At 70.1% G+C, this 13581-nt stretch carries 12 protein-coding genes; 1 reads left to right on the top strand and 11 read right to left on the bottom strand.

The annotated features are described in order from the left end of the window. Nucleotides 1-36 precede the first annotated feature (36 nt). Nucleotides 37-1152, top strand: coding sequence for an alanine dehydrogenase (gene ald, locus AC1DG4_RS15400; protein ID WP_477380904.1), 1116 nt, complete (start codon nucleotides 37-39; stop codon nucleotides 1150-1152). Here the strand turns inward: ald and AC1DG4_RS15395 are convergent. The 11 genes from AC1DG4_RS15395 to AC1DG4_RS15345 form a co-directional block, all read right to left on the bottom strand. Then, nucleotides 1124-4066: an FtsK/SpoIIIE domain-containing protein gene (locus tag AC1DG4_RS15395; protein ID WP_477380906.1), complete on the bottom strand. Its 2943-nt coding sequence runs from the start codon at nucleotides 4064-4066 to the stop codon at nucleotides 1124-1126. The two genes, ald and AC1DG4_RS15395, sit on opposite strands and share 29 nt — an antisense overlap. A gap of 57 nt (nucleotides 4067-4123) precedes the next feature. Then, nucleotides 4124-4942, bottom strand: coding sequence for a PP2C family protein-serine/threonine phosphatase (locus tag AC1DG4_RS15390; protein ID WP_477380907.1), 819 nt, complete (start codon nucleotides 4940-4942; stop codon nucleotides 4124-4126). A gap of 82 nt (nucleotides 4943-5024) precedes the next feature. After that, nucleotides 5025-5996, bottom strand: coding sequence for an aldo/keto reductase (locus AC1DG4_RS15385; RefSeq protein WP_477421325.1), 972 nt, complete (start codon nucleotides 5994-5996; stop codon nucleotides 5025-5027). 119 nt (nucleotides 5997-6115) lie between these two features. Further along, nucleotides 6116-6943 carry a large exoprotein gene (locus AC1DG4_RS15380; RefSeq protein WP_477380911.1) on the bottom strand — a complete coding sequence of 276 codons (828 nt, stop codon included), beginning with the start codon at nucleotides 6941-6943 and terminating at the stop codon, nucleotides 6116-6118. Nucleotides 6944-7059: 116 nt separating this feature from the next. Continuing rightward, on the bottom strand, nucleotides 7060-7824 hold the full coding sequence (locus AC1DG4_RS15375; protein WP_477380913.1) for a YaaA family protein: 765 nt from the start codon (nucleotides 7822-7824) through the stop codon (nucleotides 7060-7062). A 79-nt stretch (nucleotides 7825-7903) separates the two neighbouring features. After that, a complete protein-coding gene (locus AC1DG4_RS15370; protein WP_309357286.1) occupies nucleotides 7904-8164 on the bottom strand; it encodes a F0F1 ATP synthase subunit epsilon in 261 nt (86 codons plus the stop codon). 2 nt (nucleotides 8165-8166) lie between these two features. Then, nucleotides 8167-9603, bottom strand: coding sequence for a F0F1 ATP synthase subunit beta (gene atpD / locus AC1DG4_RS15365; RefSeq protein WP_477421324.1), 1437 nt, complete (start codon nucleotides 9601-9603; stop codon nucleotides 8167-8169). Between the two features lie 23 nt (nucleotides 9604-9626). Further along, a complete protein-coding gene (locus tag AC1DG4_RS15360) occupies nucleotides 9627-10526 on the bottom strand; it encodes a F0F1 ATP synthase subunit gamma (RefSeq protein ID WP_477380917.1) in 900 nt (299 codons plus the stop codon). Between the two features lie 21 nt (nucleotides 10527-10547). Continuing rightward, entirely contained in the window at nucleotides 10548-12188 is a 1641-nt protein-coding gene (gene atpA, locus AC1DG4_RS15355) for a F0F1 ATP synthase subunit alpha (RefSeq protein ID WP_477380919.1), read from the bottom strand. A 49-nt stretch (nucleotides 12189-12237) separates the two neighbouring features. Continuing rightward, nucleotides 12238-13026, bottom strand: a complete 789-nt coding sequence (locus AC1DG4_RS15350) for a F0F1 ATP synthase subunit delta (protein ID WP_477380920.1) — start codon at nucleotides 13024-13026, stop codon at nucleotides 12238-12240. Next, entirely contained in the window at nucleotides 13026-13580 is a 555-nt protein-coding gene (locus AC1DG4_RS15345) for a F0F1 ATP synthase subunit B (RefSeq protein ID WP_477380922.1), read from the bottom strand. Before AC1DG4_RS15345 ends, AC1DG4_RS15350 begins: the two co-directional genes overlap by 1 nt. Between the last annotated feature and the right edge of the window lies 1 nt (nucleotide 13581).

Genomic DNA, 13581 nt, shown 5'->3' with positions numbered 1-13581 from the left:
GGGCCGTACCCGTCACTGGGAAGGAAAGGAGCCACGATGAGGATCTCTGTCCCCAGCGAGGTGAAGAACAACGAGTTCCGCGTCGCCCTCACGCCCGCGGGCGTGCATGACCTCGTGCAGGCCGGTCATGACGTCTTCGTGCAGTCCGGCGCAGGCGCCGGCTCCTCGATGTCTGATGCCGACTATCTGGAGGCGGGAGCGACGCTGCTCGATGACGCCGACGAGGTCTGGGCCCGCGCCGAGCTGGTGCTGAAGGTGAAGGAACCGATCGCCAGCGAGTACCACCGCTTCCGCAGCGATCTGGTGCTGTTCACGTACCTGCACCTCGCCGCCGACCGCGCGCTCACCGACCGGCTCGCCGAGTCGGGCATGACCGCGATCGCCTACGAGACCGTGCAGCTGGCCTCCGGCGCGCTGCCGCTGCTCGCCCCGATGAGCGAGGTCGCGGGCCGCCTCGCGCCGCTGGTCGGCGCGAACACCCTGATGCGGTCGCACGGCGGCCTCGGCCTGCTGATGTCGGGCGTTCCCGGCACCCGTCCCGCCACCGTCACGGTGATCGGCGGCGGCGTCGCGGGCGCGAACGCGGCCGTGATCGCAGCGGGGATGGGCGCGGATGTGACCATCTTCGACACCAACATCGCGCGACTGCGCTACCTGGACGACTTCTTCGGAGGCCGGGTGAAGACCGCGGCGTCGAACCCGCTCGACCTGCGCCGTGCCGTCGTGAACTCGGACCTCGTCATCGGATCGGTGCTGATCCCTGGTGCGAAGGCGCCGAAGCTGGTCACGAACGACATGGTGGCCGAGATGCGCCCGGGCAGCGTCCTCGTGGACATCGCGGTGGACCAGGGCGGCTGTTTCGAGGACACGCACCCGACGACGCACGACGATCCCACGTTCCGCGTGCACGACACGGTGTTCTACTGCGTGGCGAACATGCCGGGCGCTGTGCCGAACACGTCCACGTCGGCGCTCACCAACGCGACGCTGCCGTACGTGCGACAGATCGCGGGACGCGGCTGGCAGGCGGCGCTGCGCGCAGATGCCGCCCTGGCCGGCGGTCTCAACGTGACCGGCGGCAAGGTCGCCAACGCCGGCGTGGCCACCGCGCACGATCTGCCCCTCACGCCGCTGGACGAACTGCTGGGCTGAGGTTGCCCTGCGGGGCGGGCAGGATCACCCTGGACGGCCGACCGTCCGGATCGATGGTCCAGGCCCGCCCTGCATGCAGCGCCGCATAGGGCGGCAGTTCGCGCACCCCGGCGAGCACGCGCAGGTCGCGGGCGGCCTCGGCGAGCACCACGACCTCGCCGGTGCGGGCGACCCGCTGCCAGAGCGCATACTGCCGCTGCCAGGCATCGGCGTCGCCGACCAGCATGAGAAGGCCACAGAGCTCCCGTACCCGGTGCGCGGACCGCTCTCGTCCCGCGCCGGTCCCACCGTCCGCACGGATCCGCGCCACCTCCGCCGCCGCCCCGACCTGCCCTGCACCGTCCGGCAGCGTCACCGGGCCGCCTTCTCCGAGCACCTGCACGGCGGCGCGCCCGAATCGCGCGGCGAGCGTCTCCGCCGTGCGCGACGGCGCCGTGCTCACCACGCCGACCAGCGACGCCCGCGGCTCCCACCGCGGTGTGTCCACGCGCACGGATGCGCCCCTGCGACGCGACGCCGGAGGCGCGGCGTCGGCGGCCTCCGCCTCCGGCAGCGCGAACTGCACCTCCGCGCCGCTCAGCCGAGCGCGCCCCGGCGGACGGTCGGGATCGTACGAGCCTGGCTCTCCCCCGGCCGTGAGGTGCTCTGTGCGGCTCGCAGCGCGCAGCAGAGCCCGTTCCGGCAGCAGATCCGCGAGGGCCGAGAGCTGCCCCGTGCACCGTGAGGCGCTGAGCAGCACCGTGCCCCCGCGCTCCGCGGCGAGACGGATCACTCGCTGCAGGCGCTCCGTCCAGGCCGAGGCGTACTCGAGCGGGAAGGCCGCGAGGTGCCGTTCGACGTCGTCCACCGCCAGGAGTGACGGCACCGGGCGGTGCCCTTCCGCGATCTCGTCGATCACAGACCACGCCTGCTCGGTATCCGCAGGCAGCAGCATCCCGTCCGGCGCCTGCTCCACCGCCGCCCGCAGGACGCTGCTCTTCCCGGAGCCCGGCCCGCCGAACACCGTGAGCCCTCGGTCCTCGCCGAGCCGGAGGGAGCGCAGCACCTGCCGCTGCTGCTCCGGCTCGTCCGCGAGCCCGAGCACGATGTCCCCGTGCGGAGCCGACGGAAGGTCGACTCGGTGCAGCCGCCTCGGCAGGGGCGGCTGCCAGGGACTCTGCGCCCGCGTTGCGCCGGGCCAGCGGGTCGCGAGCGCCGCGAGCTCCTCTGCACCGGTCCGTGCGACGCGGAACACCACAGGCGCTGCGTCCTGAGGGCGGCGGAGGTACGCCAGTCCGCGCCCTCCGGCATCGCCCGGCAGCGCGGCCGCGGCGTCGCTGCCGATCATGGCCCTGCTGTCCACCGGATCCGTGACGCGCAGCGCGATGCGCAGCGGGCAGTTCGCCGCGAGTGCGTCGCGGATCACCCCGGTGGCGCGCTGCGTGCCGAGGATCAGGTGCACACCGAGCGCCCTCCCCCGGGCGGCGATATCGGTGAACACGGCTGCCAGGTCCGGATGCTCCTGCAGCAGCGCCGCGAACTCGTCGACGACGATCACCAGCCGGCCCAGCGCTCCCCCGGTCTCGGCGACGCTGCGTGCGCCGATTCTCGCGAGGACRCCCTCCCTGCGCCGCAGTTCGGCCCGCAGACTCCGCACGCCGCGCTCGGCCTCCGCGGCGCCGAGATCGGTGATCACGGCGGCGACGTGCGGCAGAGCGCGCAGTCGCTCGAAGGCCGTGCCGCCCTTGAAGTCGGCCAGCACGAATCCCACCTGCTCCGCGGAGTACGTGGCGGCGAGCGCGGCGACCCAGCTCACGAGGAGCTCGCTCTTGCCCGCTCCGGTGACGCCGGTCACGAGCGCATGCGGACCCTCGCCGACGAGGTCGAGCGCGACGGGCCCTGCGGCATCCCGCCCGATCCCTGCCCACAGACCCTCCGACATCTCCGGATGCGTCCCGGCGATGCCGTCCGCCTCCTCGCCCGACGCGGACGGGAGCACCTCGCTCAGCGCCACCGCCACAGGGATCCCCTCCTCCTCCCCCTGTTCCCGCGTCAGGTGCTGCACGATCGCCACCGCCTGGTCGCGCGAGATGCCCTCCGCCCGGCAGCCGCGGGTGCCCTCGGAAGTGGTCAGCAGGGCGGATGCCGGCTCGACGACGTCGAGCATCGCGTGGTAGCCCGCGGGCGGCGGCGTTCCCGGAGGGAGCAGGCAGAGCCGGTGCCCGGACGGCGCGGTCCGCTGCACGCCGACGTGCACGATGCTCGCGTCGTGCGAGGCCGGACGTGCCTGCGGCAGTCCGCCCAGCCCGAGCGCCGCGACGCCATCGCCTTCAAGGCGGACCGCGCCACTCGCGTGCCGAAGACACAGCTGCAGCGCCAGCGCTCTCGCCACGGCCAGGGCGATCGGCGCGGGCCCTCGCACACAGAGGCCGTCGGAGAGGCGCACCGGCACCGGCACACCCGGCAGATGGCGATGCTGGGCGCGGTAAGCGTCAGCCCGCTCTCCCCCGCCGCTGAACCTCAGCGACGAGATCCCCTCCCCGCGACCCGCCGCGATCTCCACGGTCTCCGCGAGGGCGACCGGGCGCGTCGGCGGATCCGCCAGGCACGCGGCGGCATCCGGCGTCGCCCGCAGCCGACGCCCGCGCTCGGCCGCCTCGTGCTCGGCCACGACCTGTTCGACCTGCGCCCACGCCCGCGCCTCATCGGTCCGTGCGACGCGGGCGGCGCGCCGCCGCTGCCGCACGCCGTCCACGAACGAGCCGAGGATCATGACCGGTCCGAGCGCCGCGAAGCACAGAGACAGCGGCGAGCCGGTGACCGCGAAGAGCACGACGCCCGAGACCACCGGCACGATCGCGGCCAGCAGAGGGAGCGAGCCGCGCGGCGGGGGCGCGGCGACAGCGGGGAGGACGATCGTCTCGAGGGGATCCATCCCGCCATCCCACCGCGAACCATCCCGCGGTGGGACCGGCTCAGCGCAACCGGTGCACTACCCGACGGGGATCGGGGCTGTGGAGGAGGATCCGTCGTCGCTCGAGCTGCGCCGCGCGTCCACCACGATGACCGTGACGTTGTCGCGCCCGCCGTTCTCCAGCGCAGCGGAGAGCATCGCGTCGACCGCGGCGTCGGCCGTCGGGTTGAGCCCGAGGAAGTGCTGAATCCCGTAGTCGGTGAGCTCTTTGGTGAGCCCGTCGGAGCAGATCACGAACCGGTCGCCGTCCTGCACGCTGAACTCACGGTAGTCCGGCGGCAGCGCCTCGCTGACGCCCACGGCACGAGTGATCACGTTGCTGTACGGATGCCCTTCGGCCTCCTCGGGGCTGAGCCGGCCCGCGGTGATCAGCTCCTGGACGACGGAGTGGTCCGTCGTGACCTGGTTGAGCACGCCRTCGCGGAGCAGGTACACCCGGGAGTCGCCGATGTTCAGCGACACCCAGCGCGCGTCGTCGGCGACGAGGGTGAAGAACACACCGGTCAGCGTCGTCCCGGTGCCCTCATCGGTGGTGTCAGGGTGAGCGGTGATGTCCTGCACCGCGGCGACCAGTGCCGCCTCGATCGTCTGCGTCGTGATCTCGCCCGCGGCGACGGCCTCCTCGAGGCGGGCGATCGTGCGTTGACTCGCGATCTCGCCGCCCGCGTGGCCGCCCATGCCGTCCGCGACGACGAACAGGGGGAACTCGGCCAGGAGCGAGTCCTGGTTGTTCTCCCTCCGACGACCGGTGTCGGTCGCACCCGCCCAGGACAGGACGACCGTGTCGCCGGACGCCAATGCGACCTCGCGCGCGTGTGCCGCGGAACCCTGGCTCATCGCGGTCCTCCCCATCCTCGGGCGATCGGAATGACCGCTGAAATCTCACACATCGTATTGGATTCCTGCGTCGACACGCGCCTCAGACCGCCGGATCCGCCGGGAGCRGAAACAGCGCGTCGATCGCGGCGACGTCCTGCGCGGTCGGCGTCCAAGCGGCACCGGCATGCGCGTTCGCCTCGATCTGCTCGGCCGACGTGGCCCCGGCGATCACGGAGGCCACGCCGGGCTGCGCGAGCAGCCAGCCGAACGTCGCCTCGAGCATGCTGATGCCGCGCTCGTCGCAGAACCGGCGATAGGCGTCCAGCGCATCCCAGGGAGCGTCCTTCCAGAGATGGGCCCTGGTCCGCATGATCCGACTCTGCGCCGGCCCGCCGTCCCGCGTGAACTTGCCCGTGAGCAGGCCGTTGTGCAGCGGGAAGAACGGGAAGAACCCGAGCCCGAAGCGGTTCGCGGCCGGGAGCACCTCGCGCTCCGCCGCACGGGACAGCAGCGAGTACTGGTTCTGCGAGGAGATGAAGCGCGCGCTGCGCTCGGCGCGCAGCTCCGCCTCGGCGATCTGCCAGCCCGTGAAGTTCGAGTGGCCGAAGTAGCGGATCTTGCCCTCGCGGACGAGCTCGTCCAGGGCGTCGAGGGTCTCCTCGATGGGAGTGTGCGGATCCGGCCAGTGCAGCTGGTAGAGATCGATCCAGTCGGTGCGCAGGCGGCGCAGCGACTCCTCGACGGCCTTGCGGATGTAGCGGCGCGAGCCGAACCCGGCCGGGAAGTCGTAGCCCATGTCCCCCGCAGGGTGGCCGAACTTGGTCGCCAGCACCACACGGTCCCGGCGGCCATCGAGGGCCTCCCCCATCAGGGTTTCGCTGAGACCGGGATCCTTGCCGTACATGTCCGCGGTGTCGAGGAACGTCACGCCGTGGTCGATCGCCGCATCCAGGACCTGAACAGTGCCCTGCAGCGTCTCGGTCGCCGTCCCCGCACGTCCGAAGTTGTTGCATCCGAGTCCCACGGCGGAGACCAGGAGCCCGGACGATCCGACACGACGTTCAGCGCTCATACTTCCAAACTACAGGCCGACCAGGGATGCGGATGCCGGGCATGCAGGAAGCCCCGGTCGAAGGACCGAGGCTTCCCGGAGTGACGTCCCGGTCCGAGGACCGGGACGTCACCGTCGTGTCAGGCCGGGGGCTGCTCGCCGTTGTCCGGAGCGGCGTCCGGCGCGGCAGCCGGCGGGGCCGGGGGCGCGGGCGGAGCCGGCGGGGTCACCGGAGCCGGCGGAGTAGCAGCCGGCGGGGCGGCCGGAGCATCCGGAGCGGCGGCGGGCGGAGCGGCCGGCGGCTGGAACGTCGGCTGCGGAGCCTGCGGCGCCGGCGGCTGGAACCCCTGCTGCGGCTGACCGGGCTGACCCGGCTGACCGAACTGCGGGGCCTGCGGCGCAGCCGGCGGGGCGTAGCCCTGGGCTGCCGGCGGCTGGTAGCCCTGCGGGGCGCCGTAACCTGCGCCCGGAGCCGCAGCAGACGTCTGCACCGGGATGCCCTGCCACACCGTACGATCGCCGAGGAAGCCGTTCGACGCCCACGAGGCGGGGACGATGTTCGGGTTCCAGCGCGACTTGTCGAAGGCGTTGATGCCGAGCCACACGATGCTCAGGAAGATGTACAGCACAACCCAGGCGCCGCTCTTCTGCAGCTTGAGCCCCACTCGCCAGGCGGCGAGGACCATGAGGACGGCCATAGCGATGCCCACGAGCCAGCCGAGAACCGGCACCCACGTCAGCAAGAAGCCGAACGCGAGCCACGGGCTCAGGTCGCCGAGCTTCAGGAAGATCATCACATTGTAGAAAGGCACCCACGCCCGCCACTTGCCCTGGACGCCCGCCTTCTCGAAGATCTTCATGAGGAAGAGCGAGCCGAGCACGTAGAAGACGACGGCGAAGATCAACCACGTCAACGCGGCGATCAGATAGGCGGCCGCGAGCGCGGTGCTGTCTCCGTAAGAGTCCATGTTTCCCTCCGGGGAATCGGTTTGTGATGCAGTCGCATCGAGGATGCATCAGCTGAGAAGAAGCTGAGTGCGTCGACGCGAAACACCCTACCGCGTCCGAGCGTCGCACTCACGAACTATTTGCGGGCCGTCGGCTGATCTGTGACCAGCTCCAATATCCCGGTATCGGTCGTCTCCTGCAGCCGGAGGCCCGCGCGAGCCGCCCAGTTCAGCAGAGTGCGGCGGGACCCGATCTTCGGGCGGTCCTGCGCCAGGCGCCGCACGAGCTCTCCCTTGGCATGCTTGTTGAAGTGGTTCAACGCCTTCCCCTGCTCCGTCACGACCCGCACGTACGCCGACGTCAGATCCACCGGGAGAGGACCCAGATCCGCGTACGCCTCGGACCGCAGGTCGAGCACGAAGGCGGGCGCTTGGGCCATGAGCGCAGTGGAGACCGCGTCGGCCCACAGCCTCCGCAGCGGCGGCAGCCCCGGCACCGACGCGCCGGCGCCGAGCCGGTAGGACGGGATCTGATCCAGGGCGCCAACCGGCCCGTAGGGTGCACTGTGCACCAGCACGTGCGCCCCCAGCCAGCGCCGCGCATAGCCATCGAGCGTCGCCGCGTCCAGCGCGTCATAGAGGACGCCCGTATACCGGTCCACGGCCGGCATCACCGCAGCGGTGCGCAGCCCGGCGTTGTCGTGCAGGGCCTCGGAGAGCTGCTTGTCGCTGAGCTTGAGCACCCGGCGCGTCGCCTCCGCATCGGCGGCCAGCGCCACGAGCGCGTCGATCACCTGCTCGCGCACGGGCGCCAGGTCCGGCAGCGCCCATCCGGCAGGATCCACCGGTGCGCTCTTCCCGCCGGGACGCTTGGTCTCGCTCGGCGGCAGCAGGATCATCATGCGCGGAACTCCTCAGACGGATGCAGACGCGCAAGCGCCGGACCCCCGAGGGGATCCGGCGCTTGCGTGAGTGGTTCGATCAGGCGACGAGTGCCGCGTTGCCCGCGACGATCGTCAGGGTGTCGCCCTCCATCGAGACGAAGCCGTCCCGAGCGCTGGCGAGCACCTTGGTGCCGTCCAGCTGGGTGATGCGGACCTGCCCCTCGGCGAGGATCGCGAGCACGGGCTCGTGCCCCGCCATGAAGCCCAGCTCGCCCTCGACGGTCTTCGCGACGACGAGGCTGGCCTCACCGGTCCAGACCTCCGCATCGGCGGAGACGAGGCTGACGTGCAGAGCCATGATCAGGCGTTCTCCTTCTGGATGCGAGCCCAGTTCTCCTCGACGTCCGAGATCCCGCCGACGTTGAAGAAGGCCTGCTCGGCAACGTGGTCGAAGTCACCGCGGCAGATCGCGTCGAACGACTCGATCGTCTCCTTGAGCGGCACCGTGGAGCCCTCGACACCGGTGAACTTCTTCGCCATGTAGGTGTTCTGGGACAGGAACTGCTGGATGCGACGGGCACGGGCGACGACGATCTTGTCCTCTTCGGAAAGCTCGTCGACACCGAGGATCGCGATGATCTCCTGCAGTTCCTTGTTCTTCTGGAGGATCTGCTTGACCGTGGTCGCCACGCGGTAGTGGTCCTCGCCCAGGTAGYGGGGGTCCATGATCCGCGAGGTCGAGGTCAGCGGGTCGATCGCCGGGTACAGACCCTTCGACGCGATCTCACGCGAGAGCTCGGTGGTCGCGTCGAGGTGCGCGAACGTCGTGGCCGGGGCCGGGTCGGTGTAGTCGTCGGCCGGCACGTAGATCGCCTGCAGCGAGGTGATCGAGTGACCGCGCGTCGAGGTGATGCGCTCCTGGAGCACACCCATCTCGTCGGCGAGGTTCGGCTGGTAACCCACGGCGGACGGCATGCGGCCGAGCAGCGTGGAGACCTCGGATCCGGCCTGCGTGAAGCGGAAGATGTTGTCGATGAAGAGCAGCACGTCCTGCTTCTGCACATCGCGGAAGTACTCCGCCATGGTCAGGGCAGACAGGGCGACGCGCAGACGCGTTCCCGGCGGCTCGTCCATCTGGCCGAAGACGAGGGCGGTCTTGTCGAAGACGCCCGCCTCCTCCATCTCGGCAATGAGGTCGTTGCCCTCACGGGTGCGCTCGCCGACACCGGCGAACACCGACACACCACCGTGGTCCTGCGCGACGCGCTGGATCATCTCCTGGATGAGGACGGTCTTGCCGACACCGGCGCCGCCGAACAGGCCGATCTTTCCACCCAGCACATAAGGCGTGAGCAGGTCGATCGACTTGATGCCGGTCTCGAACATCTGAGTCTTGGACTCGAGCTGGTCGAAGTTCGGCGCCTTCCGGTGGATGGGCCAGCGCTCGGTGACCTCGATCGTCTCGCCGGGCTCGAGGTTGAGCACCTCGCCGATCACGTTGAAGACCTTGCCCTTGGTGACGTCGCCGACGGGGACCGAGATGGCCTCGCCGGTGTCGCGCACCTCCTGGCCGCGGACCATGCCGTCGGTGGGCTTGAGCGAGATGGCGCGGACGAGGTCGTCCCCGAGGTGCTGAGCGACCTCGAGCGTGATCTCCGTCGACTCCTCGCCGATGGTGATCGTCGTCTTGAGTGCGTTGTAGATGTCGGGGATCGAGTCGTGCGGGAACTCGATGTCGACGACAGGGCCGGTGACGCGAGCAACGCGGCCGACGACCGTCGTAGCGGTGGCAGTCATATTTCGTCTCTCTCCTGAGGGTCTTACTTGCTCGACGACAGCGCGTCGGCGCCGCCGACGATCTCGGCGATCTGCTGCGTGATCTCGGCCTGGCGCGCGTTGTTGCGCAGGCGGGTGTAGTCGGTGATGAGCTTGTCGGCGTTGTCGCTGGCCGACTTCATCGCCTTCTGCGTCGCGGCCTGCTTGGCGGCGGACGACTGCAGGAGGGCGTTGAAGACGCGGCTCTGGATGTAGACCGGCAGGATCGCGTCGAGCACCGTCGCCGCATCCGGCTCGAACTCGTACAGCGGGTAGACGGCACCAGAGGTGTCGGCTTCGTCCGCCTCCGCGATCTCCAGCGGAAGCAGGCGCACTGTCTCGGGCGACTGCGTCATCATGCTGACGAAGCGGTTGTAAACGAGGTGGATCTCGTCGACGCCGCCCTGCTCGCCACCGCGCTCGAACGCCTCCAGCAGCGCGGCGGAGATGGCCTCCGCCGTGTGGAAGGACGGCGTGTCGGTGTCACCGGTCCACTCCGCGGCAGCCTCGAGCCGCCGGAACTGGAAGTAGCCGACGGCCTTGCGGCCGACGAGGTAGAACACCGGCTCGCGCCCCTCCGAGCGCAGGAGCTCTGCGAGCTCCATGCCCTCGCGCAGGATCTGCGAGTTGAACGCGCCGGCCAGACCCCGATCGCTCGAGAAGATCACGACCGCGGAGCGGCGGATCGTCTCGGGCTCACGGGTGAGCGGGTGGTCGACGTTGGAGTGCGTCGCGACGGCGGACACGGCCCTCGTCACGGCCCGCGCGAAGGGCGAGGACGCGTTGACGCGCGCCATCGCCTTCTGGATGCGCGAAGCCGCGATGAGTTCCATCGCCTTCGTGATCTTCTTGGTCGTCTGAGCAGAAGAGATCTTCTGCTTGTAGACCCTGAGTTGTGCGCCCATAGCTCTGAGAATCCCCCGCGCTTACGCGCGGCGGCCCTTGACGATCTTCTCCTGGTTCACGTCGTCGACGTCCGCGGCGCTGTGCTCCTCGTGACCGGGAGCGCTGATGCCGTGGCCCTTGCCGCCCTGGAACTCGAGGAGGAAGGCATCGGTGGCCTTCTCCAGCTCCGCGGCCGTGTCGTCATCGAGGACGTTCGTCTCGCGGAGCGTGTCCAGCACAGTGGTGTTGCGACGCAGGTGATCCAGCAGCTCGCGCTCGAAGCGCAGCACGTCCTCGACCTCGATCGAGTCGAGCTTGCCCTTGGTTCCGGCCCAGATCGAGACGACCTGCTCCTCGACGGGGTACGGCGAGTACTGCGGCTGCTTGAGCAGCTCGGTCAGACGCGCACCGCGAGCCAGCTGACGGCGCGAGGCCTGGTCGAGGTCGGACGCGAACATCGCGAAGGCCTCGAGCGAGCGGTACTGCGCGAGCTCGAGCTTCAGCGTTCCGGAGACCTTCTTGATCGACTTGACCTGGGCGTCACCGCCGACGCGGGACACCGAGATGCCGACGTCGACAGCCGGACGCTGGTTCGCGTTGAACAGGTCGGACTGCAGGAAGATCTGGCCGTCGGTGATCGAGATCACGTTGGTCGGGATGTACGCCGAGACGTCGTTCGCCTTGGTCTCGATGATGGGCAGACCCGTCATCGAACCGGCGCCGAGCTCGTCGGACAGCTTCGCGCAGCGCTCCAGCAGACGGGAGTGCAGGTAGAAGACGTCACCCGGGTAGGCCTCGCGGCCCGGCGGGCGGCGCAGCAGCAGCGACACGGCGCGGTACGCCTCGGCCTGCTTCGACAGGTCGTCGAAGATGATCAGGACGTGCTTGCCGCCGTACATCCAGTGCTGACCGATGGCCGATCCGGTGTACGGGGCGAGGTACTTGAAGCCGGCCGGGTCGGACGCGGGAGCCGCGACGATGGTCGTGTACTCCAGGGCGCCGGCCTCTTCCAGCGCGCCCTTCACGGAGGCGATGGTCGAGCCCTTCTGGCCGATCGCGACGTAGATGCAGCGGACCTGCTTGTTGACGTCGCCGGACTCCCAGTTGGCCTTCTGGTTGATGATCGTGTCGATCGCGATCGCGGTCTTGCCGGTCTGGCGGTCACCGATGATCAGCTGGCGCTGGCCGCGGCCGACCGGGATCATCGCGTCGATGGCCTTGATACCGGTCTGCATCGGCTCGTGGACGCTCTTGCGCTGCATGACGCCGGGCGCCTGCAGCTCGAGTGCACGGATCCCCTCGGCGGCGATCTCACCGAGACCGTCGATGGGGTTGCCGAGCGGGTCGACCACGCGGCCGAGATAGCCGTCGCCGACCGGGACGGAGAGCACCTCGCCGGTGCGGGTGACCTCCTGGCCGGCCTCGACACCGGAGAACTCGCCGAGGACGACCACACCGATCTCGTGCTCGTCCAGGTTCAGCGCGAGTCCCTTGGTGCCGTCGGCGAAGGTCACGAGCTCATTCGCCATGACGCCGGGCAGGCCCTCGACGTGCGCGATGCCATCCGCTGCGTCGATGACCGTGCCGACCTCGGTGGCCACGCCGCCCGTGGGCTCGTACGCGGCGACGAAGTCCTTCAGCGCGTCACGGATGACGTCGGGGCTGATCGAAAGTTCTGCCATTGTCTTCCCTTTGTGTATGGGTGCGCGGCTTCCCGCGCGAAGTCGTGTTTCAGCCCGCGAGCTTGTGCCGGAGATCGGCGAGGCGGGCGGCGATGCTGCCGTCGATGACGTCGTCTGCGACCTGCACGCGCAGGCCTCCGACGACGGAGGAGTCCAGCACCTCGTTCAGCGCGATCTGGCGGCCGTAGCGACCGGTCAGCACCGCGCGGAGGCGGTCGCGCTGGGGCGCGTTCAGCGGAGCGGCCGTGTGCACGGTCGCGACGATCCGATCGCGCTGCGAGGACACGATCCGCATCGCCCTGCTCAGCAGCCGGCGCACGCGGCGGCCGCGCGGCTGCCGCACCAGTGAGGTGACGATCAGCGACGTGGCCGGGTGCAGGCTCGCACCGACCAGCTTCTGCACGAGCGCGGCCTTGCCCTCGCCGCCACCCAGGCGACTGCCCAGGGCGAGCTCGAGGTCGGAGTTGTCGGCCACCAGGCGCGACACCGAGAACAGTTCGCCCTCGATATCGGCATCGGGTGCGGCGATCGCCGCGGCGCGCACCGCCAGCTCCTCCACGCCGTCGACCAGGTCGGCGGCGGAGGACCAGCGCTGAGCGACGGCCGTCTTGAGCAGATCCTGCACGGGGGCGGACGCACCGGCGAAGACGCGGGCGACAAGCGTCGTACGGGCCTCGGCCGGGACGGACGCATCGGCGAGCGCGCCGCCCAGCGCGGAGGACCCACCGATCAGGCGCGCGGCGGAGAACAGCTCTCCGGCGGCGTCGAAGGTGATCCCCTGCGCGGCGGTCAGAGCGCTGCTCGACGCCTCAAGGGCCTGAGCGGTCGCGCTGCCCATTACTTCGCCGCCTCTGAGGCCTCGAGGTCCGCCAGGAAGCGGTCCACGACGGCCGTCGCGCGTGCGTCGTCGGAGAGGGTCTCGCCGACCACGCCACCGGCGAGGTCGAGAGCGAGGCCGCCGACCTCGTTGCGCAGCGAGACGAACGCCGTCTGGCGCTCTGCTTCGATCTGCGCGTGCGCGGCCGCGGTCACGCGTGCGGCCTCGGCCACAGCGTTCTCCTTCGCCTCGGCGACGATCTTCTTGCCGTCCTCACGGGCGGTCTCGCGGATCGTGCCGGCCTCGGTACGGGCCTCGGCGAGCTGGCGGGTGTACTCCTCCAGCGCGGCCTCGGCCTGCTTCTGAGCCTCGTCCGCCTTCGCGATGTTGCCCTCGATGGCGGCAGAGCGCTCGTCGAGCATCTTCGTGAAGCGGGGAAGGGCGACCTTCCACACGACGAAGAGGATCACCAGGAAGAAGAAACCAGACCAGACGAGGTCATACACCTCCGGGAGGATCGGGTTCTTCGGCGCTTCACCCTCGGCCGCGAGGTGCGTGACAAGAGCGTTCAGCATC

The organism is Microbacterium sp. 05N427 (assembly GCF_056397105.1).
The sequence above is the reverse complement of the archived record's forward strand: the minus strand, read 5'-3'. Positions and strand labels throughout refer to the sequence as shown.

What these genes read in the sequence shown, in the direction of transcription:
- AC1DG4_RS15360 (WP_477380917.1), bottom strand. Translation starts at nt 10,526, where the DNA reads ATGGGCGCACAACTCAGGGTCTACAAGCAGAAGATCTCTTCTGCTCAG.
- AC1DG4_RS15380 (WP_477380911.1), bottom strand. Translation starts at nt 6,943, where the DNA reads ATGGACTCTTACGGAGACAGCACCGCGCTCGCGGCCGCCTATCTGATC.
- AC1DG4_RS15370 (WP_309357286.1), bottom strand. Translation starts at nt 8,164, where the DNA reads ATGGCTCTGCACGTCAGCCTCGTCTCCGCCGATGCGGAGGTCTGGACC.
- AC1DG4_RS15375 (WP_477380913.1), bottom strand. Translation starts at nt 7,824, where the DNA reads ATGATGATCCTGCTGCCGCCGAGCGAGACCAAGCGTCCCGGCGGGAAG.
- AC1DG4_RS15350 (WP_477380920.1), bottom strand. Translation starts at nt 13,026, where the DNA reads ATGGGCAGCGCGACCGCTCAGGCCCTTGAGGCGTCGAGCAGCGCTCTG.
- AC1DG4_RS15345 (WP_477380922.1), bottom strand. Translation starts at nt 13,580, where the DNA reads ATGCTGAACGCTCTTGTCACGCACCTCGCGGCCGAGGGTGAAGCGCCG.
- atpA (WP_477380919.1), bottom strand. Translation starts at nt 12,188, where the DNA reads ATGGCAGAACTTTCGATCAGCCCCGACGTCATCCGTGACGCGCTGAAG.
- ald (WP_477380904.1), top strand. Translation starts at nt 37, where the DNA reads ATGAGGATCTCTGTCCCCAGCGAGGTGAAGAACAACGAGTTCCGCGTC.